Source organism: Streptomyces sp. B1866 (assembly GCF_031932565.1).
Taxonomy (GTDB): Bacteria; Actinomycetota; Actinomycetes; order Streptomycetales; family Streptomycetaceae; genus Streptomyces.
Window position 1 is genome coordinate 1 of record NZ_JAVSCF010000080.1, and the last position, 23,428, is coordinate 23,428.

The window sequence follows — 23,428 nt, forward strand, 5'->3', positions numbered from 1 at the left end:
GGGCCGCGGGGACCGGCGGCGGTGGGGCCGCCGGGCTCGTGCCGACGCGGGGCGCTCACGGCCGGCCCTCCGCGGGCCCGCGCCGTGCCGGGCGCCCGGCACCGGCTCCGCCCGCCCCCTCCGACTGGTCCGACGCGTCCACCGGGCCCGCCCCGGCCTGGTCCACTCCCGGCGGGTCCGTATCCGGCCCGGTCGCGCTCGTCCGCTCCGCCTCCGCCGGGTCCGGGGGCCCGGCCCGGGCGGCGTCCGCGCGGTGTGCGGGGGTGTGCTTTGCGGCGTAGGCCGCGGCGGCCTCGCGCACCCAGGCGCCCTCCTCGTGGGCCCGCCGCCGCTGAGCGAGCCGGTCGGCGTTGCACGGCCCGTTGCCCCGCAGGACCTCGCGGAACTCCTCCCAGTCGACCGGCCCGAAGGCGTGGTGCCCCCGCTCCGGGTCCCAGCGCAGCTCGGGGTCGGGCAGGGTGAGGCCCAGGAACTCGGCCTGCGGCACGCACATGTCCACGAAGCGCTGGCGCAGCTCGTCGTTCGAGTGGCGCTTGATCTTCCAGGCCAGGGACTGCGCGGAGTGCGCCGACTGGTCGTCCGGCGGGCCGAACATCATCAGCGACGGCCACCACCAGCGGTCCACCGCCTCCTGTGCCATCGCGTGCTGCGCCCCGGTGCCGCGGCTGAGGGCCAGCAGCAGCTCGTAGCCCTGGCGCTGGTGGAAGGACTCCTCCTTGCAGACGCGGGTCATCGCCCGCGCGTACGGCCCGTAGGAGCAGCGGCACAGCGGCACCTGGTTGGTGATCGCAGCGCCGTCCACCAGCCAGCCGATGGCTCCCACGTCGGCCCAGGTCAACGCCGGGTAGTTGAAGATGGACGAATATTTCTGGCGGCCCGCGTGGAGCAGGTCGAGCAGGGTCTCGCGGCTGGCGCCGAGGGTCTCGGCTGCCCCGTACAGATACAGGCCGTGACCCGCTTCGTCCTGGACCTTGGCCATCAGGATCGCCTTGCGGCGCAGCGAGGGGGCACGGGTGATCCACCCGGCCTCCGGCTGCATGCCGATGATCTCGGAGTGGGCGTGCTGGGCCATCTGGCGGACCAGCGTCGCGCGGTAGGCGTCGGGCATCCAGTCGCGCGGCTCGACGCGCTCGTCGGCCGCCACCATGGCCTCGAACGCCGCCTCGCGGCCTCGCGTGTCCACCGCCGTGCCCATGCCGCACCACCCCCATTCGGTGTCCGCCTGCCCGACCGACCGATCGTTCGGTTTCCATGGTGGGATGGTGCGACCGGGGTGTCAAGCGGCCGCCGAGCCTGTGGATAACCATCGGATCGGCACCGGACCGCCACGGGATCCGCACCGGGGTCCTGCGCCCGCCGCCCGGTGTGGGTACGGTGTGCCGGACGCGTGACACGAGGGCTCTGGCGTACGGCCGCCCAGCGCGCGCATCGGCCGGGGATCACGCCCGGGGCCGGTCGCAGACCGGACAACAGGACAACCGGTCACCGGACGCCGGTCCCAGGACCTCGGCGGCCGGTGGACGACGGCGGAAGAGACGGCCACGGAAGACGGGCCGGGAATGGCGGGCGGGGCATGGCGGGTACGGACCCGGACGGCGGGCGGGCGGGCGGGATAGCCGCGCTGTCGCTGCCCTCGCGGCTGGTGGTCGGGGCGGCCGTCGTGGCGGTCGCGCTCGCCGCCGCCGTCCACCTCGTGATGGCGTTCTTCGCCGTCTCCCCGTCCAACACGGTCACCAAGCGGCACGGCGGGCAGATCGACGACTACATCTACCCCGAGTTCGAGCGGAACTGGAAACTCTTCGCCCCCAACCCCGTGCAGGAGAACGTCGCCGTGCAGGCCCGCGTCGAGGTCTCCCGCCCCGACGGCGGCACCTCCACCACCGGATGGACCGACCTGACCGCGCGGGACACGGCGGCCATCCGCCACAACCCGCTGCCCAGCCACACCCAGCAGAACGAGCTGCGCCGCGCCTGGGAGTTCTACTCCCTCTCGCACGACGACCAGGAACGGCCCACCGGCCCGCGCGGGGAGCTCTCCGAGACCTACGTCCGCCGCATCGTCGTGCTGCGCCTGCGCGACGAGGCGCGGGGCGGCACGGTGCGGCGCGTGCAGGTACGGTCCGCGACCACGCCGGTGGCCGCGCCGTCGTGGAGCGACGAGCGGACCGACACCGGGACGGTGTACCGGGTGCTGCCCTGGTGGACCGTCACTCCGGCCGATCTTCCCGAAGGGAGCGCACGGTGACGCCGCCCGCCCTGACCCGCCTCGGCGCCCGTACCGAGTCCGCGCTCGGACGCGGCCTCGCGCGCGCCACCGGGTCCGCTCTCGGCCCGTACCAGACCGCCGTGGTCCGCGTCGGCTTCTCCTTCACCTGGCTGGTCTTCCTGCTGCGCGAGTGGCCGCACCGCCGCGAGCTGTACGGGCCCGACAGCCCGTGGAGCTGGGAGATGGCGCAGCGCCTGATCGGCGGGAACCACGCCTTCACGGCCCTGATGTGGTCCCGCTCCGAGACGTGGTTCGAGATCGTCTACGCCCTCGCGGTGCTGTCCAGCGCGCTGCTCATGCTGGGCTGGCGCACCCGCACCATGTCCGTGCTGTTCATGCTCGGCGTGCTGTCGCTGCAGAACCGCAGCGTCTTCATGGGCGACGGCGGCGACAACATCGTCCATCTGATGGCGATATACCTGGTGCTGACCAGGTGCGGGCGGGTGTGGTCGCTGGACGCCCGGCGCGCCGAGCGGGAGGCGGCGACCGCGGCTGAGGGCCGGGAGCCGCCGCGGGACGTGACCGGCGTCGTGCTGTGGGCGGCCTGCGGGCTGGCCCTGACCTGGGCGGGGACCTTCACCGACGCCCGGCTGTCGCTGACGGCCGACGGGCCGCTGCCGGGCGTGGGCTGGGCCGCCGTCCTGTGGGGGATGTGGCTCGGCCACGCCGCGTGGTGGTTCGTGCGGCGGTACGCGCCCGGAGAGCCGCGCACCGTCCTGGACGTGATCGCCAACCTCGTGCACAACGGCGCCCTGTTGGTGATCATGGGCGAGGTGTGCCTGCTGTACTCCTCCGCGGGCTGGTACAAGATCCAGGGCTCGCGCTGGCAGGACGGCACCGCGTTGTACTACCCGATGCACCTGCACTACTTCACGCCCTGGCCCGCTCTGGGCGACCTTCTCGTGGCCAGCGGCACCGTGGTCATGGTGATCACCTACGGAACGGTCATCGCGCAGGTCGCCTTCCCCTTCACCCTCCTCAACCGCCGGGTCAAGAACGTCATGCTGGTGCTGATGATCTCGGAGCACCTGGCCATCGCCATCCTGCTGGGGCTGCCCTTCTTCTCGCTGGCGATGATCGCCGCCGACGCGGTGTTCCTGCCGACCTCCTTCCTGCGCCGGGTGGGGGAGTGGGCGGGCCGCGTCGGCGCTCGCGCCCGGCCGCTGCTTCCGGCGGTGCCCACGCCGCGGCGGGAGCGGCCGAGCGGGCAGGAGTCCCCGGCCCGTACGCTCATCGGGTGAGCACCGACCCGGACGAGCCCCGCCGCAGCCGCCCCGGCGCACCGCGGCGCGACGAGCCGACGCGTCGCGGGCCGCGCCCCGCCGAGCCCCGCGACGGCAGGGACGGCGGCCGGTACGGCGACGGCGGGCCGGGACCGGGCGGACCCGCCTCCAGCGGCGGCCCGAGTGCCGCGGGGGTCGCCGCCGAGGAGGCGGGCGAGGCCGCGGAGCCCGTCCAGTACGACGAGGGCTTCGGCGCCGAGGTCGGCGTCGGGCCCCACCCCGGGCCCTGGCCGACCGGACCGGTCTACGACCCGGACCTCCTCGCGCGCGGCGACCGCCGGAACGTGGCCGACCGCTACCGCTACTGGACCCGCGAGGCGATCGTCGCCGACCTCGACACCCGCCGCCACGACTTCCACGTCGCCATCGAGAACTGGACCCACGACTTCAACATCGGCAGCGTCGTGCGCACCGCCAACGCCTTCCTGGCCAAGGAGGTGCACATCGTCGGGCGGCGGCGCTGGAACCGGCGCGGCGCCATGGTCACCGACCGCTACCAGCACATCCGCCACCACCCCGACTCCGCGGCCCTCGCCGCCTGGGCCGACGCCGAGGGGCTGCCGGTGGTGGGCATCGACAACCTTCCCGGTGCGGTCCCGCTGGAGACCACCGGCCTGCCGCGCCGCTGCGTGCTGCTGTTCGGCCAGGAGGGGCCCGGGCTGACGGAGGAGGCGCGCAAGCACGCGTCCGTGGTGTGCTCCATCGCGCAGTTCGGCTCGACCCGCTCGATCAACGCGGGCGCGGCCGCGGCCATCGCCATGCACGCGTGGGTACGTACTCACGCGGCCCTGGCCTGACCGGCGGCCCCTCCCCGGCCGGCCGGCGGTCCGGCCCGCCGCCCGGCGTCCGCCCCAGCGGCCGCGTCCCGCCGCCCAGGTCGGCGGGACCGGCCCCGCCGACCGGGCGCCTCAGGCCGGACGGCGCACCTCCACCACGCGGAAGCGGCTCGCCACGAACGCTCCGTCGCACAGCGCCGCGTTCGCCGCGGGGTTGCCGCCCGTGCCGTGGAAGTCGGAGAAGGCGGCGGTCTGGTTGACGTACACCCCTCCGGTCAGGTTCAGCGACAACGGGGCGCACTCCTCCAGGCACGCCTCCTCGACCAGCCGCTCCACCTCGCTCGACGTGGTGTACGCGCCGACCGTCAGCGCGCCCTTGGCCCGGACCGTACGGCGCAGCAGGTCCACCGCGTCGGCTGCGGAGTCGACGGCGACGGCGAAGGACACCGGGCCGAAGCACTCGGACAGGTACGGCGCGTCCGGCTCCGGGCCCTCCCAGAACTTCCGCGCGCCGTCCGCCTTCACGATCACCGGCGTGCGGATCGTGGCGCCCGGGAAGGCCGGGTGGGTCACCGCGCGCGAAGCGAGGACGACCTCGCCGAGGCCCGGCGCGGCCTCGATCCGCTCCCGGATCCGGGGCCCGGCCACCGCCCCCAGCAGCGCGGCGGCCCGCGTGTCGTCGCCCAGCACGGCGTCGACGGCCGCCGCGAGGTCGGCCACCACCTCGTCGTAGGACCTGTGGCCGGCGTCGGTGCGGATGCCGTCGCGCGGAATGAGCAGGTTCTGCGGGGTGGTGCACATCTGGCCGCTGTAGAGGGAGAGGGAGAAGGCCAGGTTGTCCAGCATGCCCCGGTAGTCGTCGGTCGAGTCCACGACGATCGTGTTGACGCCCGCCTTCTCGGTGAAGACCTGCGCCTGCCGGGCGTGGGTCTCCAGCCACTCGCCGAAGGCCGTGGAGCCGGTGTAGTCGACGATGCGGATCTCGGGGCGCACGGCGAGGCGGCGGGCCAGCCCCTCGTCCGGCAGCTCGGCGGCCAGCGCGACCAGGTTCGGGTCGAAGCCCGCGTCGCCCAGCGTCTCGCGCGCGGTCCGCACGGTCAGCGCCAGCGGCAGCACCGCCCGCGGGTGCGGCTTGACCAGGACGGGATTGCCGGTGGCCAGCGAGGCGAACAGACCCGGATAGCCGTTCCAGGTGGGGAAGGTGCTGCAGCCGACCAGCAGGGAGATGCCACGGGGGACGGGGGTGAAGGTCTTGCGCAGGCGCAGCGGGTCGCGCCTGCCCTGCGGCTTGGACCACTCGGCCTCCTGCGGCGTGCGCGTCTGCTCCTCGAACGCGTACGCCACCGCCTCCAGGCCGCGGTCCTGCGCGTGCGGCCCGCCCGCCTGGAAGGCCATCGGGAACGCCTGGCCCGTCGTGTGCATGACGGCATGCGCGAACAGGTGCGACCGCGCGCTGATCCGGGCCAGGATCTCCAGGCAGACCAGGGCGCGCGTGGCGGGGCCCGCCTGCCGCCAGGCGGGCATCCCCGCGCGCATCGCCGGGAGCAGCACGTCGAGGTCCGGATGCGGATACTCCACGCCCACCTCGATGCCGTACGGCGAGATCTCGCCGCCGGTCCAGCCGTCCGTGCCGGGCTGGCCCCAGTCCAGCCGGGTGCCGCGGAGCGCGTCGAAGGCCGCCTGACCCTCCGCGGCCGCCAGGGTGCCGGGCCGGGGGCCGTCCGGCCCGTACGCCCTGGGGTGCTCGGGGTGGGGGGACCAGTACGCGCGGGCGCGGATCGCCGCCAGTGCCTGGTCGAGGGTGGGGCGGTGGGTGGAGGTCAACTGCGCTGCGCTGACTGCGGCGGTCACGACACCAACTCCTCGCTGAGCTGAGCTGAGCGGCCTGCCGGGACGTACGGAAGGTCCCGACAGAGCTAGAGTAACCGAATGGTCGGTCGGTACAAGGGGGTCGCCGAGGGCTGTGGATAACTCAACCGGGAGGATCGGGGCATGACTGCCATCGGCCAGGAACACCAGCCAGGACCCGCCCGTCCGTCCGGCTGGCAGGCGGCCGGACCCCTCGCGCGCACCAGCGCCGTCGCCGTCGTCGGCACCGGCACCATGGGCCAGGGCATCGCCCAGGTCGCGCTGGTGGCCGGGCACCCCGTGCGGCTGTACGACGTGGCGCCCGGCCGCGCCGAGACCGCCGCCGCGGCCATCGCCGCGCGCCTGGACCGGCTGGTCGACAAGGGGCGGATGCCGGCCGCCGAGCGCGACGCGGCCCGCGCGCGCCTGGTCCCGGTCGCCGAACCCGCCGGTCTCGCGGAGTCCGGCCTCGTCATCGAGGCGGTCCTGGAGGACCTGGGCGCCAAGCAGCAGCTCTTCACCGCCCTCGAAGGGATCGTGGCGGACGACTGCCTGCTCGCCACCAACACCTCCTCGCTGTCCGTCACCGCCGTCGCGGGCGCGCTGCGCCGCCCCGGCCGCCTCCTGGGCCTGCACTTCTTCAACCCGGCGCCGCTGCTTCCGCTGGTCGAGGTGGTCCGCGGGCACGCCACCGAGCAGGCCGCCGCCGACCGCGCGTACGCCACCGCCGCGGCCTGGGGCAAGACCCCGGTGCACTGCGCGGACACGCCCGGCTTCATCGTCAACCGCGTCGCCCGCCCCTTCTACGCCGAGGCCCTGCGGCTGTACGAGGAGCGGGCCGCCGACCCGGCCACCATCGACGCCGTGCTGCGCGAGTCCGGCGGCTTCAAGATGGGCCCCTTCGAGCTGACGGACCTGATCGGGCAGGACGTGAACGAGGCCGTGACCCGGTCGGTGTGGGAGGCGTTCTCCCAGGACCCGAAGTTCACCCCGTCCCTGGCGCAGCGGCGCCTGGTGGAGTCCGGGCTGCTCGGCCGCAAGTCGGGCCACGGCTGGTTCCCCTACGCGGAGGGCGCCGCCGCTCCCGAGCCGCACACGTACGAGCCCTGCGAGCCGCCCGCCGAGGTCACCGTGGTCGGCCCGGACGACCTGGGCCCGCTCGCCGTGCTGCCCGAGCTGATCGCCGCAGCGGGCATCCGCGTCACCGTGGCGGACGCCGGAGAAGAACCGACGGGCCCGGCCGGCGCGTACGGCGGCTACCTGGACCTGCCCGGCGGAGCCCGGCTGCGGCTGGCCGACGGGGCGCCCGCCACGCCGGACTCGGACGCGGACCCGGCAGCCGGCGGCCACCCCGTCCAGATCGACCTGGCCCTGGACTACCGCGCCGCCACCCGGATCGCCCTGGCCCCGTCCGACACCGCGCCCCCCGAGGCCGTACGCCCCGCCGTCGGCCTCTTCCAGGCGCTCGGCAAGAAGGTCAGCGTCATCCCCGACACCCCCGCCATGATCGTGGCCCGTACCGTCGCGATGCTCGCGGACTTCGCCGCCGACGCGGTGGGCCGCGGCGTGGCCGCCCCCGGGGACGTCGACACCGCCATGCGGCTGGGCGTCAACTACCCGCGCGGGCCGCTGGAGTGGGGCGACCTGCTCGGAGCGCGCTGGCTGCGCACCGTCCTGGGCAACCTGCACCACACCTGCCCCACCGGCCGGTACGCGCCGTCCCGGCTGCTGGCCAGGCGTGCGGCAACCGGCGGATTGCTGCTGTAATCATGGCCATGCCCAAGCGCGACACCTACACGCCCGAGACGTTGCTCGCGGTCGCCGTCGAGGTGTTCAACGAGCGGGGCTACGACGGCACCTCCATGGAGCACCTCGCGCACGCCGCGGGGATCTCCAAGTCCTCGATCTACCACCACGTCAGGGGCAAGGAGGAGCTGCTGCGGCGGGCGATAAGCCGCGCCCTGGACGGCCTCTTCGGCATCCTGGACGAGCCGCCCGCGCGGGAGGGGCGCGCCGTGGGGCGGCTGGAGTACGTGGTGCGGCGCAGCGCCGAGGTGCTGATGCGGGACCTGCCGTACGTGACCGTGCTGCTGCGTGTGCGCGGCAACACCGACACCGAGCGGTGGGCCCTGGAACGGCGGCGGGAGTTCGACCACCGGGTGGCCGAACTGGTCAAGCGGGCCGTGGCCGACGGCGACCTGCGCGCGGACGTGGACCCGCGGCTGGCGACCCGGCTGCTGTTCGGCATGGTCAACTCGATCGCCGAGTGGTACCGGCCGGAGCGGGGCGGGGCCGCGGGCTGCGAGGAGGTCGCCGACGCGGTGGTCGTGACGGCCTTCGCCGGACTACGCACGTAGGCCTACGGGGCCGTACGTCGTCTACGCGGCCGTACGTGGCCGACGGGCGCGGCCGTACGTGGCCGACGGGCGCGGCCGGGGGGCTTCGGCCGGGCCGGGCGGCGGGTCACGAGTCGACGTCCAGGTCCCGCTCCTCGAACACCAGCAGCGTGCGCGTGCTCAGCACCTCCGGGATCGACTGGATACGGGTGAGGACCAGCTCGCGCAGCGAGTGGTTGTCCGGCGTGTGCACCTGCAACAGGACGTCGAAATCCCCGGTGACCAGGGCGATGTGCGCGGCTCCCGGCAGTGACTGGAGCTTTTCGCGGACCGTGCGCCAAGAGTTCTGCACGATCTTCATCGTGATGTACGCGGAGGCGCCCTGGCCGGCCCGCTCCTGGTCGACCCGGGCGCTGAAGCCGCGGATCACGCCGTCCTCGACGAGCCGGTTGATACGGGCGTAGGCGTTGGCGCGCGAGACGTGCACCCGCTCGGCGACCGACCGTATCGAGGCGCGGCCGTCGGCCCGGAGAATCCGCAGGATGGCGTGATCGACGGAGTCGAGCGGACGCGCCGCGGACCTGCCCCCCGAAGGTGCCATCTGTTCTCCCCGCACGCCGCTCTGCCTCCCCTTCATGGACGTGTTGTCCCCTTCTCGGAGGGTGCGGAACCGATTTTCCACAGGCTGAGGCCGCATGTAGCCAAACTGTGTCTTCGACCGAACAATCGGTAGGTGAGGGGCGGGGATCGACGGACCTGTCCGCCCGACCATGTCACGGAGGTCGTCATGACGGTTCTTGACCAGCCCGGCATCTACCGGCCCGCTCCCCCGCCCGCCTGGCGGCCCCGGTCCGACCCGGAGCCGCTGCTGCCCGACCCGGTCCCCCACCGGGTGCTGGGCACTCCCGAGGCCGCCGGCGTCGACCCCGGCCTGCTGGCCAGGCTGCACCGCGAGCTGGTGCGCGGCCGCCGGTACAACGCGCAGGTCACCGCCCTCACCCGGCAGGGCAGACTGGCCGTGTACCCCTCTTCCACCGGCCAGGAGGCGTGCCAGGTCGCGGCCGGTCTCGTGCTGCGGGAGCGCGACTGGCTCTTCCCCACCTACCGCGACACGCTGGCCGCCGTGGTGCGCGGTCTCGACCCGGTGCGCGCGCTGACCCTGCTGCGCGGCGACTGGCACTGCGGCCACGACCCGCGCGCCCACCGGGTGGCCCCGCTGTGCACTCCCCTGGCCACCCAGCTGCCGCACGCCGTCGGCCTGGCGCGCGCCGCGCGCCTGAAGGGCGACGACACCGTCGCGCTCGCCCTGGTCGGCGACGGCGGCACCAACGAGGGCGACTTCCACGAGGCGCTGGGCTTCGCCGCCGTCTGGCGCGCCCCCGTGGTCTTCCTCGTGCAGAACAACGGCTTCGCGATCTCCGTCCCCCTCGCCCGGCAGACCGCCGCCCCCTCCCTCGCCCACAAGGCCGTCGGCTACGGCATGCCCGGCCGCCTGGTGGACGGCAACGACGCCGTCGCCGTCCACCAGGTCCTCGCCGAGGCCGTCCGCCGGGCCCGCGACGGTGACGGCCCCACCCTGGTCGAGGCCGTCACCTACCGCGTCGACGCCCACACCAACGCCGACGACGCCGCCCGCTACCGTCCCGACGCCGAGGTCGAGGCCTGGCGCGCCCACGACCCGGTGGCCCTGGTGGAGCAGGCCATGCGGGACAGAGGGCTGCTGGACGAGGCCGCCGCGCGGGGCGCGCGGGAGGCCGCCGAGCGGCTGGCCGCCGACCTGCGCGACCGCCTCGGCCAGCCCCCGGCCCCCGACCCGATGGAGCTGTTCGCGCACGTCTACGCCCGCCCGACCCGGCAGCTGGACGAGCAGGCCGCCGCGCTGCGGGCCGAGCTGGACGCGGAGGCCCAGGACGAGGAGGACCGGTGACCACCGCGGCCGCGGGCACCGGCGCGGGTCCCGGCGCCGCCGCCCGGCCCGTCACCATGGCGCGGGCGCTGAACCGCGCGCTGCGCGACGCCCTGGCCGCCGACCCGGCCGTGCACGTGATGGGCGAGGACGTCGGCACGCTGGGCGGAGTGTTCCGGATCACCGACGGGCTCGCCGCCGAGTTCGGCGAGGACCGCTGCTCGGACACGCCGCCGGCCGAGGCCGGCATCCTCGGCACGGCCGTCGGCATGGCCATGTACGGACTGCGGCCGGTGGTGGAGACGCAGTTCGACGCCTTCGCCTACCCGGCTTTCGAGCAACTGGTCAGCCAGGTCTCCCGAATGCGCAACCGCACGCGCGGCGCCCTGCCCCTGCCCCTGACCGTGCGGGTGCCCTACGGGGGCGGCATCGGCGGGGTCGAGCACCACAGCGACTCCTCCGAGGCCTACTACATGGCCACCCCCGGCCTGCACGTCGTCGTCCCCGGGACCGTCGCCGACGCCTACGGGCTGTTGCGCGCCGCCATCGCCTCCGACGACCCGGTCGTCTTCCTCGAACCGAAGCGGCTGTACTGGTCCCGGGCCCACTGGTCGCCCGACCATCCGCGGCAGGTCCCGCCGATCGGCCGGGCGGCCGTGCGCCGCGCCGCCACCGGGCACGGCCGGCCCGCCACCCTCGTCACCTACGGACCCGCCCTGCCCGTCTGCCTGGAGGCGGCCGGGGCGGCGGTGGCGGAGGGCTGGGACCTGGAAGTCGTCGACCTGCGGTCGCTGGTGCCGCTCGACGACGACACGGTGTGCGCCTCGGTGCGGCGGACGGGCCGTGCGGTGGTGGTCCACGAGGCGGCGGGGTTCGCCGGCCCGGGCGGGGAGATCGCCGCCCGGATCACCGAGCGCTGCTTCCACTACCTCCAGGCGCCGGTGCTGCGGGTCACCGGCTTCGACATCCCGTACCCGCCGCCGATGCTGGAGCGATACCACCTGCCCGGCGTCGACCGGGTGCTGGACGCCGTGGCCCGGCTCCAGTGGGAGGCGGAGTGGACGCCGGGAGGCGAGGGCTGATGGCCGAAGTCCGCGAGTTCACGCTGCCCGACCTGGGGGAGGGGCTGACCGGGGCGGAGATCGTGCGGTGGCTGGTCCGGGTCGGCGACGTGGTGGCCGTCGACCAGCCGGTGGTGGAGGTGGAGACCGCCAAGGCGACGGTGGACCTGCCGTGCCCGTACGGCGGTGTGGTCACCGCCTGCTTCGGCCGGGAGGGCACCGAGCTGCCGGTCGGTGCGCCCCTGCTGACGGTGGCCGTGCCGAGCCCGGAGGCGGCCGTGCCGGGCCCGGAGGCGGGCGAGCCGGGCCCGGGCGCCGGGGAGGCGGGCGGCCGGAGCGCCGGGGAGGCGGGTGCGCCGGGCGAGCCGGGACCGGGGGGCGGCGCGGGGCCCGGTCGGCGGGACGGCCCCGAGCCGGAGCGGCGGGAGGAGCCGGGGCCTGGTCGGCGGGAGGACGCGGAGCCGGGGGAGGAGCCGAGGGCGCGGCCTCCGGGGTCGGGCAACGTCCTGGTGGGCTACGGCACGGGCGCCCTGGGGACTCGGCGCCGCCGCGCGCGCGGCGGCCGGAGGCGGCCGGGGAGCGAGGTCGTCCCGGTGGTCTCGCCCCTGGTCCGGCGGCTGGCCCGGGAGCGCGGCCTCGACCTGCGGGACATCGCGGGCACGGGTCCGGACGGGCTGGTCCTGCGCGCGGACGTGGAGCGCGCGGCGCGGTCGGCGGCGGTCGGCGCCGGTCCGTCTGCTCCATCCGGTCCGTCTGCTCCGGTCGGTCCGGTCGGTCCGTCTGCTTCGGCCGGTCCGGCCACCGCGGCCGGGCTGCCGGATGAGGGCGGCTCCGGGGGCCGGGCCGCCTCGGAGCCGACCGGGACCGGGAGCTGGACCGGACACGCCGGGCGGCCAGGCCCGGCCGGGGAGCGGGTGCCGCTGCGAGGCATACGGGGCGCGGCGGCCGACAAGCTGGTGCGCAGCCGCCGGGAGATTCCCGACGCGACCTGCTGGGTGGACGCCGACGCGACCGCGCTGCTCGCGGCGCGTACGGCGGTGAACGCCGCCGAGGGGCCCAGGGTGTCGCTGCTCGCCCTGCTGGCCCGGATCTGCACGGCGGCGCTGGCCCGGCACCCCGAGCTGAACGCCACGGTGGACACCGAGCGCCGGGAGGTCGTCCGGCTCCCGGCCGTGCACCTGGGCTTCGCCGTCCAGAGCAGCCGCGGCCTGGTCGTCCCGGTCGTCCGTGACGCCCACGCCCGCGACCTGGCAGGCCTCTCCGCCGAGCTGGCCCGCCTGACCGAGGCCGCCAGGACCGGCACGCTGACCCCAGCCGAGCTGACAGGAGGCACGTTCACACTCAACAACTACGGAGTCTTCGGAGTCGACGGCTCGACACCGATCATCAACCATCCCGAGGCCGCCATGCTCGGGGTCGGCCGGATAGCGGCCAAACCGTGGGTGCACGAAGGAGAGTTGGCGGTGCGGCAGGTGGTGCAGCTGTCGTTCACCTTCGACCACCGGGTGTGCGACGGGGCGGTGGCGGGCGGCTTCCTGCGGTGCGTGGCCGACCACGTGGAGAACCCGGCGCTGCTGCTGCGGACGCTGTAGCCCCCGCGCGGTTGGATCTCCGGGATACGGCCATACTCCTGGGGTGACCGCGTACGACGCTGTGATCCTGGCCGGAGGCGCCGCCCGGCGCCTCGGCGGGGCGGACAAGCCCGCGGTGCGGGTGGGCGGCAGGCCCCTGCTCGACCGGGTGCTGGGCGCCTGCGCGGACGCGCGGCGGACCGTCGTGGTCGGCCCGCGCCGGCCGACCGTACGGCCCGTGGAGTGGACCCGCGAGCAGCCGCCGGGCGGCGGCCCGGTCGCCGCCCTGGACGCCGGGGTGCGCGCCACCACGGCCCCGGTGGTGCTCGTGCTCTCCGCGGACCTGCCGTTCCTCACGGCGGAGAGCGTGCGGGCGCTCCTGACGGCCCTCGGCGGCGGCGCGGGCGGCCGGGCCGAGGCCAGCGCCGAGGTCAGCGCCGAGGACGGTGGTGCGGCGGCCGGGGCCGGGGCCGCCGCGGCGGTGCGCGGCAGTGCCGCAAGCGGCGGTGACACAGGCGGCAGTGCCGCGGGTGGCCCGTCGGCAGGTGGCGGTGTCGTCGGCGGACCCGCGCCGGGCGAGGCCGCCCGGGTCGGGGCAAGAGGCGAGGCCGGGGGCGGCGGGTCGGGGCCCGGTTCCGCGGGTGGCGGTTCCGCGTGCGGCGGGGCCGGGCTCGGCAGGACAGCGAGCGGCGATGCGGTCAGCCGGGCCGGAGTCGGCGGCGCGAGCGGCGGGGCTGAAGGCGGCGCGGTCGGCGGGGCTGAGGGGGTGGTGCTGGTGGACGCCGGTGGTCGGGCGCAGCCTCTTGTCGCCGTCTACCGCGCCGAGCCGCTGCGCCGCGAGCTGGCCCTGTTGGCCGCCGAGCACGGCGGGCTCGCCGGGCTGCCCCTGCGGTTGCTGACGGACGAGCTGGACCTCGCGCTGCTGGACCGCGCGGGCGACTCGTTCGACTGCGACACCTGGGAGGACATCAGCGCGGCACGCGCGCGGATCAGGGAGCATGGACACGTGTTGGACGAATGGATGACGGCAGTAAAGGCCGAGCTCGGCGTCGACCTCGACGTCGACACCGCGGCCCTGCTCGACCTCGCCAGGGAGGCCGCCCACGGCGTGGCCCGCCCCGCGGCCCCGCTCACCACCTTCCTCGTCGGCTATGCCGCCGCGCAGCGGGGCGGCGGGCCGGAGGCCTTGGCCGACGCCACCCGCAAGGCCGTCGCGCTGGCGGCCCGGTGGGCCGAGGAGGCCGACGCGCCGGGAGCGGCCGACGCGTCCGGAAAGGCCGGCACGCCGGGGGAGCCGGAGCGGCCGGCGGGATGACGAACCGGAAGCCCCGGCGCGGGAGCGCCGACGCCGACAGGGCCGCCGAGGGGGACGCGGAGCGGCTGGACCGCGAGGTCGACGAGGCGCTGGCGCTGGTCATGGCCCCCGACCCCCCGCCCACCGCACCGAGCGCACCGAGTCCGCCGCAAGGCGCCCCGCCAGGCGGCGGCCCGTCGCAGGGCATCCCGCCGCTCGGCGCGGCGTCGAAGGCTCGTCCACCGCACACTCCTCACGACGCGCCCGGCCCGCACGACGCCCCCGGTCGCCCGTCCGCCGGCCCCTCGGCCGCCCGGCCCGCGCGACCCGGTGCTGCCCAGTCCGCCACGCACCCGTCGGCCGGGTCCCAGGCCACCGCACACCAGGCCACCGCACACCAGGCCACCGCACACCAGGCCACCGCACACCAGGCCACCGCACACCAGGCCACCGCACACCAGGCCACCGCACACCAGCCCGCCGCACACCACTCCGCCGCGCCGCGGCCCCCGGCCGCGCACCGGGCGCACACCTCCTGGCCCGCCGCGCGCGCGATCGCCGCCCGTGCCCCCGTGGCGGCCCGGGACCGGGGCGCCGGGCCGGAGGCCGAGTCCCCTACCGCCCTGGGCCGACGGGCGGCCGCCGTCCCGCGCACGCTTCCCGACGCCCTCGGCCACGTGCTGGCCGAACCGCTGGTCGCCCTCACCGACCTGCCGTCGTTCGACAGTTCCGCCATGGACGGCTGGGCCCTGGCCGGGCCGGGCCCGTGGCGGCTGCCCGCCGCCGACGGGCCGGGCATCCTCGCGGGCCACGCCCCCACCGCACCCCTTCCCGACGGCCACGCCGTCCGCATCGCCACCGGAGCCCGCCTTCCGGCCGGTGCCACCGCGGTGCTGCGCGCCGAGCACGGCACCGTCGACGACGCCGGCTGGCTGCACGTCCTGCCCGGCCACCACCCCGTCGCCCTCGGCCAGGACATCCGGCCCCGCGGGCAGGAGTGCCGCAGCGGCGACCAGCTGCTGCCCGCGGGCACCCTGATCACCCCGGCCGTCCTGGGCCTGGCCGCGGCGGCCGGGTACGACGGCCTGCCGACCGCCCCGCGCCCCGGCGTGGAGATCCTGGTCCTCGGCGACGAGCTGCTGGAGCGCGGGCTGCCCCGCGACGGCCGCATCCGCGACGCGCTCGGCCCCATGCTCGGCCCCTGGCTGCGCGCGCTCGGCGCCGACGTGCTCGCCGTGCGCCGCCTGCCCGACGACGCCGACGCGCTGTACGAGGCCGTCGCCGGTTCCCCCGCCGACCTGGTCGTCACCACGGGCGGCACCGCCGGCGGGCCCGTCGACCACCTGCACCCCACCCTGCGCCGCCTGGGCGCCGAGCTGCTGGTCGACGGGGTCGCGGTCCGCCCGGGCCACCCCATGCTGCTGGCCCGCCTCGCCCCGGCCGACACCCCCGCCGGACCCCGCGACGATCCCGCCGCCCAGGCCAGGACCACCACCGCCCCGCCCGGCGCGGGCCCGGCCGCGCCCCGCCGGCACCTCGTCGGCCTGCCCGGGAACCCGCTGGCCGCCGTCTCCGGTCTGCTGACCCTCGCCGAGCCCCTGCTGCGCACGCTCGCGGGCCGCCCCGCGCCCGCCCCCCGCCCCGCGCCGCTCGCCGCCGCCGTACCCGGCCACCCGTACGACACGCGGCTGGTCCCGGTCACCTTCCGCGACGCCGAGGGCGACGAGGGCGAGGAGGCGGTGCCGCTGCGCTTCAACGGCCCGGCCATGCTGCGCGGCATCGCGGTGGCGGACGGCCTCGCCGTCATCCCGCCCGGCGGCGCGCCGCGCGGCGCCGAGGCCGACATCCTCGACCTCCCCTGGTCACTCCCCGGCCCCTGGAGCACCGGCGACCAGCCCCCCGGCCCGCCGGACCCGGCCCCGCGCACGCCCCGGGCCACGTCCCCGCGCACGCCCCCGGCCGCGGCCGCGAGCACGCCCCCTGACCCGGCCCGGCACACCTCCCGAGGACCGCGCGCACCGCACCGAGGAGCAGCAGGAGACCCGGCGTGAAGCTGCCCACCTCCGACGCCGCCGCCCACACCCCCGAGCCCCCCGCCCACCGCGTCCGCCTCCCGCGCTACACCGCGGGCCCGCTGCGCCAGGTAGCGCGCCGGCTGCTGCTCGCGCTGCTGGTCATGACGGCCACCGTCGCCCTGGTCTACACAGACCGCACCGGCTACCACGACAACGCCGACGACGAGATCAGCTTCCTCGACGCGGTCTACTACACCACCGTCACCCTCTCCACCACCGGCTACGGCGACATCGTCCCGTACAGCGACAGCGCCCGGCTGACCAACGCCCTCCTCGTCACCCCGCTCCGCGTGCTCTTCCTGATCATCCTGGTCGGCACCACGCTCGAAGTCCTCGCCGAGCGCACCCGGGACCAGTACCGCTTGACCCGCTGGAGGTCCGCCTTGCGCGATCACACCGTCGTCGTCGGCTTCGGTACGAAGGGCAGGTCGGCCGTGCAGACCCTGTGCGCCACCGGTCTGTCCAAGAAGCAGGTCGTCGTGGTCGACGCCGACCACAAGGTGATCGAGGCGGCCAACGCGGAGGGCTTCGCGGGCGTCGTCGGCGACGCGACCCGCAGCGACGTGCTGGTGCGCGCCGAGGCCCAGCGCGCCCGCCAGTTCGTCGTCGCCACCCAGCGCGACGACACCGCCGTGCTCGTCACGCTCACCGCCCGCCAGCTCAACCGGGGCGCCAACATCGTCGCCGCCGTCCGCGAGGAGGAGAACGCGCCGCTGCTGCGCCAGTCCGGAGCCGACGCCGTGATCACCAGTTCCAGCGCGGCCGGGCGCCTGCTGGGGATGAGCGTGCAGAGCCCCAGCGCGGGCGCGGTCATCGAGGACCTGATCCAGCAGGGCAGCGGGCTGGACCTGGTCGAGCGCACGGTGGTCAAGTCGGAGGTGGGCCGCTCGGTGCGGGAGACCGACGACCTGGTGGTCTCCGTCCTGCGCGGCCACCGCCTGCTGCCGTACGACCACCCGGACGCGAGCCCGCTCCAGGCCACCGACCGCCTGATCACCATCATCCGCGCCTCGGCCACCCCGACCCCCGCCGCCACCCCGCACGGCACCGGGTCCATACCGCCGCCCCACGCGTCCTGAAACCAGCCGCCGACCACCTCGCCCCGCCCCGGCCGGGCCCCGGGTGACCGGCCCAGCGCGCGACCAGGAGTAGCCTCCCGGCCATGCATGCGATCACCATCCCCCGACCAGGCGGCCCCGAAGCCCTCGTCTGGGCCGAGGTCCCCGACCCCGTGCCCGGCCCGGGAGAGGTGCTGGTCGAGGTCGCCGCCACCGCCGTGAACCGCGCCGACCTGCTCCAGCGCCAGGGCTTCTACGACCCGCCGCCCGGCGCCTCCCCCTACCCGGGCCTGGAGTGCTCGGGCCGGATCGCCGCGCTCGGCCCGGGCGTGGACGGCTGGGCCGTGGGCGACGAGGTGTGCGCGCTGCTCGCGGGCGGCGGGTACGCCGAGAAGGTGGCCGTGCCCACCGGCCAGCTGCTGCCCCTGCCGCCCGGCGTCGACCTGGTGACCGCCGCCGCGCTGCCCGAGGTCACCTCGACGGTGTGGTCGAACGTGTTCCTCATCGCCCACCTGCGCCCCGGCGAGACGCTGCTGGTGCACGGCGGGGCGAGCGGCGTCGGCACGATGGCGATCCAGCTCGCGAAGGCCGTCGGCGCACGCGTCGCGGTCACCGCGGGCAGCGCGGACAAGCTCCAGGCGTGCGCGGCCCTGGGCGCCGACATCCTGGTCGACTACCGCGAGCAGGACTTCGTCGCGGAGCTCCGCAAGGCCACCGACGGCACGGGCGCGGACGTGATCCTGGACATCATCGGCGCCAAGTACCTGAGCCGGAACGTGAAGGCCCTCGCCGTGGGCGGCCGCCTGGTGATCATCGGCCTCCAGGGCGGCGTCAAGGGCGAGCTGAACCTCGGCGCGCTGCTCGCCAAGCGCGGCGCCGTGACCGCCACCTCCCTGCGCGCCCGCCCGCTCGCGGAGAAGGCGACGATCGTCGCGGCCGTACGGGAGCACGTCTGGCCGATGTTCGGCGACGGCCGCGTCCGACCGGTGGTGGACCGCACGCTCCCGCTGCGCGACGCCGCGCAGGCGCACCGGGTGCTGGACGCCGGCGAGCACGTGGGGAAGGTGATCCTCGCCGTCTGAGCCGTCTGAGCCGTCTGAGCCGTCTGAGCCGCATGACGACCGTCTGCGACCGTCTGACGCGCCGTCCTGGCCCGTGCCCCGCATCCCGCTCCGCCCGTCTCCCTGGCGGCCCGCGCCGTTCGGCTTCTAGCATTTCGGGTGAATCCGCGGAGAGGTCGGGGGACGTGACACGCACGGGCGGGCAGCGCGGGCATCGGCTTGAGGACGCCATCGCGTGGGCGATCAGGAATCTGGACGGCGTCGTCGCCGTGGCCGTGGCCGTCACGGTCGGGGTGCTGGACATCTTCTCCGACCTCGTCAGCGACCAGGTGGCGTCCGGCGCCATCCTCCTGGTCCTGGCCTCGCTGGTGTACGGGCTGCTGGCGGACCGCAGGCGCCGGGTCGCCGACATCCGCGAGGCGAGCGCCGGGCTGCGGCAGGGCATCGACGACGTCACCATGGTCCGCTCGCTGTCCGGCGCCGAGCTGGCGGAGACCCTGCGGCTGGCCCGCGAGGACACCGACCGCTGGGTGTTCAGGGGCGGCACCGGCACGTACCTGCGCGCGGTGACGCTGCCGGAGTGCGTGCGGCTGGCGCAGAGCCGGCGGCGCTCCCTCGTCGTCAAGCTCGACATCGTCAACCCGGCCGACGAGCGGGTCTGCCTGGCGTACGCCCGCTTCCGGCAGTCGTTCGGGCGCCGGCCGGACGCCGGGCCCGGCGACGCGTGGAGCGCGGACCGTACGCGCAAGGAGTCGTACGCGACCGTGCTGGCGGCCTGCTGGTACCGGCAGCGTCTCGACACCCTGGAGATCGACGTCCACCTCTCCTCCGTGGCGCCGGCCCTGCGCTTCGACCTGTCGTCGTCCTGCCTGGTCATCACCCAGGACGACCCGCGCCGCGTCGGCCTGTGCGTGGACCGGGGCCGCGCCCTGTACGACTACTACGTCACCGAGCTGCACCAGGCCCGCGAACAGGCCGTCAAGCTCGACCTGCGGGCCGCCGTGCCGCTGTCCGACGAGCCGACCGTGGACGAGGCCAGGCGACTGTTCGACGGGCTCGGGCTGCCGCTGCCGACCGCGTTGACAGACCAGGACGTCGGCGAAATCATCGACAAAGCGCTTCGCGCGGAGAACCCCTACCACCGCTGAGCGCCGCGGGCTGCTGGGGGGCGGGATGCGGCAATGACGGACTACTGCACGCTGGAACGGGCCGCCGCCCGCGAGGGAGCGGCCGGCGAGCTGCTGGGCCTGGCCGCCGCCATGCTCGCCGCGGTCGCCGCGGGCCGCAGCCCGGTGCGCGCCGTCCGCCATCCGCTGGGCTTCTTCTGCCTGCCGGTGCTGCGCGACGGCCATGGCCGGGGCGCCTGCGTGCACGTCTTCGGCAGCCGCGCGGCGGCCGTCACCACCTCCGGCCTGCACTGCCACAGCTGGGAGCTGACGAGCTGCGTGCTGTACGGCCAGGTGGGGAACGTGCGATTAGAGGTGCGCGACGCGGGCCGCGCCGACCCCTCGCCGCCCGACCCGGCGTCAGCCGACCCGGCGTCAGCCGACCCGGCGTCAGCCGACCCCGTGTCAGCCGACCCGGTGTCAGGCGGCCAGACGTCAGCCGGCCAGACGTCAGCCGTTACGTCGCCGGAGAGCGGCGCGCCGGGCGCGTACGGACCGACCCACCGCGTCTTCGAGGTGCGCAGCCGCCCCTTCGGGGTGGACGAGATCCAGCCCACTCCCCGCCTGGTCCGCTGCGAGGCGGGACCGGTGCAGACCAGCCGCCGCGGCGAGATCTACACGCTGCCCGCCGGGGAGTTCCACTTCACCGACGTTCCCGAGGGCGCGGCGGCCGCCACGCTCGTGCTCGGCCGCTCCGTACCGGACCGCACCGACCTGTCCCTGGGCCCGGTGCACGGCACGGGCCACCGCGTGGTGCGCCGGCAGTGCGACAGTCCGCTCACCGCCCGGATCGCCGGGTCGGCTCTCAGGAGGGTTCATGACCCGTCGTCCGGCACGTCCTGACCCGGCGGCCCCGCCGTGCCCCGCGCCGCCGGACGGCGCGGCGTACGCGGCCGAGCGCGAGGTCGCGGTGGCCGCCGCGCGCGAGGCGGGCGCGCTGCTGCGCGAGCGGTTCCCGGACGGCCGGGACGGCTACGGCGTACGGGCCAAGGGCGAGCGCGGCGACGTCGTCACGGACCTGGACCTGATGGCGGAGCAGATCGTGGTCCGGCGGCTGCGGGAGCACTTCCCGCACGACCGGATCCTCGCCGAGGAGTCGGGCGCGCTGGACGGCGACGGCGACGGCGACGGCGACGGACCGGACTCGGGCCGCACCTGGCTGGTCGACCCCCTCGACGGCAGCAACAACCTGGTGATCGGCCTGCCCGCCTACGTCGTCGGCATCGGCCTGTGCGCGGGCGACGAGACGGTGGTCGGCGTGGTCCACGAGCCGGTGACCGACCTGACGTGGACGGCGGCGCGCGGCGGCGGCGCGTACGGCCCGCACGGGCCGCTGACCGCCGCCCCGCGCGCGGTGCCGCCCGCCGGGCCGCTGCTGGCGTGGACGCAGGGTCACGCGGTGGCCCGCGCCGACCCGGCCGCCCGGGCCCTGAAGAACACCCTGGAGGGCGGCGCCCGGCGGCTCCTCCAGCTGTGGGCACCCCTGCTGACCTGGTCCATGCTGGCCCGCGGGGACATCGACGGCTTCGTCGGCTACCGCGCGGAGATGATCGACCTTCCGGCCGGCGCGCTGCTCGCCGCCGAGGCGGGCGTGCGCGTCACCGCCCTGGACGGCGGGCCCTTCCCCATCGGCCTCGGCGGCCCGGACACCGACCGCAGCTTCGTCGCGGCGCGGCCGGAGCTGCTGCCCGCGCTGCTCGACCTCGTGGCCGCCGGCCGCGCCCTGACCGCCCGCCCCTGACCGCCCCGCGCCCCACCGCCCCCTGAGCGGCCCGCGCCCCACCGCCCGCCCCTGAGAGCCCCGACGGCCCGCCCGCGCGTACGGCCCGCACGGCCCGCCCATCCCGCACGGCCGCACGTACGAGTCGTACCCACAGCCAGCGCCCCGCGCCACACCTCACCGCACCGCCGCCAGCGCCGCCGTCGACGCCGCGACCGCCGTCACCGCCAGCACCGCGCCCGTCGCCGCGAACCGCCCCAGCGACACCCGCACCTCCTGCGCGCGGCACCGTTCAAACCACAGCAGCGTGGCCAATGAGGCCCAGGGCGCCACCACCGGGCCGACGTTGGTCCCGATGAGCAGGGCCAGCAGCTGGTCGTGGTTGCCGGCCGGGACGGCGGCCTCGCCCGCGAGGTAGACGGGCAGGTTGTTGAGCACGTTGGACAGGCCCGCGCCGACCGCCGCCGCCCGGAACATGCCGCCGACCCCGCCGTCGTCGCCCACCGCCGAGGCGAGCACCTCGTGCAGCCCGTGCTCGTCCATCGTCTGCACGACCAGGAACATGCCGGGCACCAGCGCCAGCAGCCGCCACGGCACCAGCGAGGGCCGCAGCACCGACCGCCGCCGCACCGCGAAGACCGCGACCGCGGCCACGGCCGCGCCGCCCGAGGCCGCCCACAGCGGCACGCCGGTCACGAGCAGCACCAGCAGGAAGCCCGCGCACGCGGCCGCGCACACCCGGAACAGCCACGGGTCGGCGGGCCGGTGCCGGGCGGGCGGCAGGTAGGCGTCCGCGCCGCGCACGCCGCGCCGCCAGTAGCACAGCCACAGGCACGCCATGGTCGCCGCCAGCGCCGCGAGCTGCGGCGCCCACATGGCCCGGGCCAGGCCCGCGGGCGACAGCGCGACGCGGTCGGAGGCCAGCAGGTTCGTCAGGTTGGACACCGGCAGCAGCAGGCTGGCGGTGTTGGCCAGCCAGACCGTGGTCATGGCCAGCGGTACGGTCGCGATGCCCACGCGCGAGGCCAGCGCCAGCATGACGGGCGTCAGCAGCACGGCCGTGGTGTCCAGGTTCAGGGTCGCCGTGGTGACGCCGGCGAAGGCCACGCACAGCAGGAACAGCAGCGCGTAGCTGCCCCGCCCGGCCCGCGCCACGCCCGCCGCGACCACGTCGAAGACCTCCGCCTCGCTGGTCAGCTCGGCCAGCACGATCACGGTGGCGAGGAAGGCCAGCAGCGGCCCGATGCGGTCCATGACCTCGCCCGCCGGGCCGGTCGGCAGCGCTCCGGTGGCCACGCACAGCAGCCCGCAGGCGAGCAGCCCCGCGGCGAGCCAGTCCAGCGGGTGCAGGCGCTTGACGACCCGCGGGTGCCGCAGGTGCCGAAGAACGCGCATGGGCGAAAGGATCGCACGAACTTCCGTGCGCCCGCCCCTGAATGTTTGAATCCGGTTCCAAAGAGGCTTACTATTTACGGTTTTGACGGCGATTCATAGAATGGCGGGCATGGTCGCTCGCCAAGGACTGACGGGGGAATCCGGGGCGCTGGACTTCTTCATCAGCTATTCGCCCGCCGATGAGCGCTGGGCCTCGTGGATCGCCTGGACGCTGGAGGAGGTCGGCTACCGCACCATCGTCCAGGCGTGGGACTTCGTGCCCGGCACGAACTTCATGGACTTCATGGACCGCGGCGTCAGCGAGTCCGCCGCCGTCGTCGCCGTCCTGTCCGACAACTACAAGCGCTCCCGCTTCGGCCGCATGGAGTGGCTGGCCGCGCTGCGCTCCGACCCGGACGCGCCCGAGCGCCGCCTGCTGACCGTACGGGTCGAGGACACGCCCGTGGAGGGCCTGCTGGCCACCATCACGTACGTCGACCTGGCGCACGTGGCGGACACCGCGACCGCGCGCGAGCTGCTGCTCGCCCGCGTCGCGCAGGCCGTGGCCGGCCGCGCCCGCCCCGACCGCCGGCCCGGCTACCCCGGCGGGCACGCCGCCGTGGCCGCGCCGGG

General features: G+C 75.9%; 19 protein-coding genes and 2 pseudogenes. 17 read left to right on the top strand and 4 right to left on the bottom strand.

Annotation, left to right across the window (positions count from 1 at the left end; genetic code table 11):
- Positions 1-55: 55 nt before the first annotated feature.
- Positions 56-1,195 (bottom strand): 1,2-phenylacetyl-CoA epoxidase subunit PaaA, encoded by a 1,140-nt coding sequence (gene paaA, locus RKE29_RS13470; RefSeq protein ID WP_312005449.1) that lies wholly within the window; start codon positions 1,193-1,195, stop codon positions 56-58.
- Positions 1,196-1,573: 378 nt separating this feature from the next.
- On the opposite strand from paaA, the gene RKE29_RS13475 reads away from it, so the two are divergent.
- The 3 genes from RKE29_RS13475 to RKE29_RS13485 are packed head-to-tail and all read left to right on the top strand — an operon-like array spanning position 1,574 to position 4,346.
- Complete coding sequence (locus RKE29_RS13475; RefSeq protein WP_312005450.1) at positions 1,574-2,245, top strand: DUF5819 family protein; 672 nt, start codon at positions 1,574-1,576, stop codon at positions 2,243-2,245.
- Positions 2,242-3,507, top strand: a complete 1,266-nt coding sequence (locus RKE29_RS13480; protein ID WP_312005451.1) for an HTTM domain-containing protein — start codon at positions 2,242-2,244, stop codon at positions 3,505-3,507. The genes RKE29_RS13475 and RKE29_RS13480 overlap by 4 nt, the downstream gene beginning before the upstream one ends.
- Complete coding sequence (locus RKE29_RS13485) at positions 3,504-4,346, top strand: TrmH family RNA methyltransferase (RefSeq protein ID WP_312005452.1); 843 nt, start codon at positions 3,504-3,506, stop codon at positions 4,344-4,346. Before RKE29_RS13480 ends, RKE29_RS13485 begins: the two co-directional genes overlap by 4 nt.
- Positions 4,347-4,457: 111 nt before the next feature.
- Here RKE29_RS13485 and paaN read toward each other — a convergent pair whose 3' ends face one another.
- Positions 4,458-6,176 (bottom strand): phenylacetic acid degradation protein PaaN, encoded by a 1,719-nt coding sequence (paaN, locus tag RKE29_RS13490; RefSeq protein WP_312005453.1) that lies wholly within the window; start codon positions 6,174-6,176, stop codon positions 4,458-4,460.
- A gap of 141 nt (positions 6,177-6,317) precedes the next feature.
- On the opposite strand from paaN, the gene RKE29_RS13495 reads away from it, so the two are divergent.
- Positions 6,318-7,940 carry a 3-hydroxyacyl-CoA dehydrogenase gene (locus RKE29_RS13495; protein WP_312005454.1) on the top strand — a complete coding sequence of 541 codons (1,623 nt, stop codon included), beginning with the start codon at positions 6,318-6,320 and terminating at the stop codon, positions 7,938-7,940.
- 2 nt (positions 7,941-7,942) lie between these two features.
- Positions 7,943-8,530 carry a TetR/AcrR family transcriptional regulator gene (locus RKE29_RS13500; protein ID WP_312005455.1) on the top strand — a complete coding sequence of 196 codons (588 nt, stop codon included), beginning with the start codon at positions 7,943-7,945 and terminating at the stop codon, positions 8,528-8,530.
- Positions 8,531-8,636: 106 nt separating this feature from the next.
- Here the strand turns inward: RKE29_RS13500 and RKE29_RS13505 are convergent, their stop codons facing one another.
- Entirely contained in the window at positions 8,637-9,110 is a 474-nt protein-coding gene (locus RKE29_RS13505) for an Lrp/AsnC family transcriptional regulator (RefSeq protein WP_312005456.1), read from the bottom strand.
- A 186-nt stretch (positions 9,111-9,296) separates the two neighbouring features.
- Between RKE29_RS13505 and RKE29_RS13510 the strand changes: the two genes are divergently transcribed.
- The 11 genes and pseudogenes from RKE29_RS13510 (at position 9,297) to RKE29_RS13560 (ending at position 21,442) form a co-directional block, all read left to right on the top strand.
- On the top strand, positions 9,297-10,436 hold the full coding sequence (locus RKE29_RS13510) for a thiamine pyrophosphate-dependent dehydrogenase E1 component subunit alpha (RefSeq protein ID WP_312005457.1): 1,140 nt from the start codon (positions 9,297-9,299) through the stop codon (positions 10,434-10,436).
- 56 nt (positions 10,437-10,492) lie between these two features.
- Entirely contained in the window at positions 10,493-11,497 is a 1,005-nt protein-coding gene (locus RKE29_RS13515) for an alpha-ketoacid dehydrogenase subunit beta (protein WP_312005467.1), read from the top strand.
- Positions 11,497-13,068 (top strand): 2-oxo acid dehydrogenase subunit E2, encoded by a 1,572-nt coding sequence (locus tag RKE29_RS13520; RefSeq protein WP_312005458.1) that lies wholly within the window; start codon positions 11,497-11,499, stop codon positions 13,066-13,068. Before RKE29_RS13515 ends, RKE29_RS13520 begins: the two co-directional genes overlap by 1 nt.
- 61 nt (positions 13,069-13,129) lie before the next feature.
- Positions 13,130-13,429, top strand: a pseudogene (locus RKE29_RS13525) (molybdenum cofactor guanylyltransferase); the annotation flags it as partial.
- A gap of 366 nt (positions 13,430-13,795) precedes the next feature.
- Positions 13,796-14,362 (top strand): annotated as a pseudogene (locus tag RKE29_RS13530) (DUF6457 domain-containing protein); the annotation flags it as partial.
- Positions 14,359-16,392, top strand: a complete 2,034-nt coding sequence (locus RKE29_RS13535; RefSeq protein ID WP_312005459.1) for a molybdopterin-binding protein — start codon at positions 14,359-14,361, stop codon at positions 16,390-16,392. The pseudogene RKE29_RS13530 and the gene RKE29_RS13535, both read left to right, overlap by 4 nt.
- Positions 16,389-17,495 (top strand): potassium channel family protein, encoded by a 1,107-nt coding sequence (locus RKE29_RS13540; protein WP_312005460.1) that lies wholly within the window; start codon positions 16,389-16,391, stop codon positions 17,493-17,495. Before RKE29_RS13535 ends, RKE29_RS13540 begins: the two co-directional genes overlap by 4 nt.
- Positions 17,496-17,578: 83 nt before the next feature.
- Complete coding sequence (locus RKE29_RS13545; protein ID WP_312005461.1) at positions 17,579-18,556, top strand: NAD(P)H-quinone oxidoreductase; 978 nt, start codon at positions 17,579-17,581, stop codon at positions 18,554-18,556.
- A gap of 164 nt (positions 18,557-18,720) precedes the next feature.
- Positions 18,721-19,683 (top strand): hypothetical protein, encoded by a 963-nt coding sequence (locus tag RKE29_RS13550; protein ID WP_312005462.1) that lies wholly within the window; start codon positions 18,721-18,723, stop codon positions 19,681-19,683.
- Positions 19,684-19,716: 33 nt separating this feature from the next.
- Entirely contained in the window at positions 19,717-20,544 is an 828-nt protein-coding gene (locus RKE29_RS13555) for a hypothetical protein (protein WP_312005463.1), read from the top strand.
- Complete coding sequence (locus RKE29_RS13560; protein WP_312005464.1) at positions 20,519-21,442, top strand: inositol monophosphatase family protein; 924 nt, start codon at positions 20,519-20,521, stop codon at positions 21,440-21,442. The genes RKE29_RS13555 and RKE29_RS13560 overlap by 26 nt, the downstream gene beginning before the upstream one ends.
- A gap of 156 nt (positions 21,443-21,598) precedes the next feature.
- Here the strand turns inward: RKE29_RS13560 and RKE29_RS13565 are convergent, their stop codons facing one another.
- A complete protein-coding gene (locus RKE29_RS13565; protein ID WP_312005465.1) occupies positions 21,599-22,816 on the bottom strand; it encodes an SLC13 family permease in 1,218 nt (405 codons plus the stop codon).
- A gap of 109 nt (positions 22,817-22,925) precedes the next feature.
- Between RKE29_RS13565 and RKE29_RS13570 the strand changes: the two genes are divergently transcribed.
- Positions 22,926-23,428: toll/interleukin-1 receptor domain-containing protein (locus tag RKE29_RS13570; protein WP_312005466.1), on the top strand; the 503-nt coding region annotated here is incomplete at its 3' end.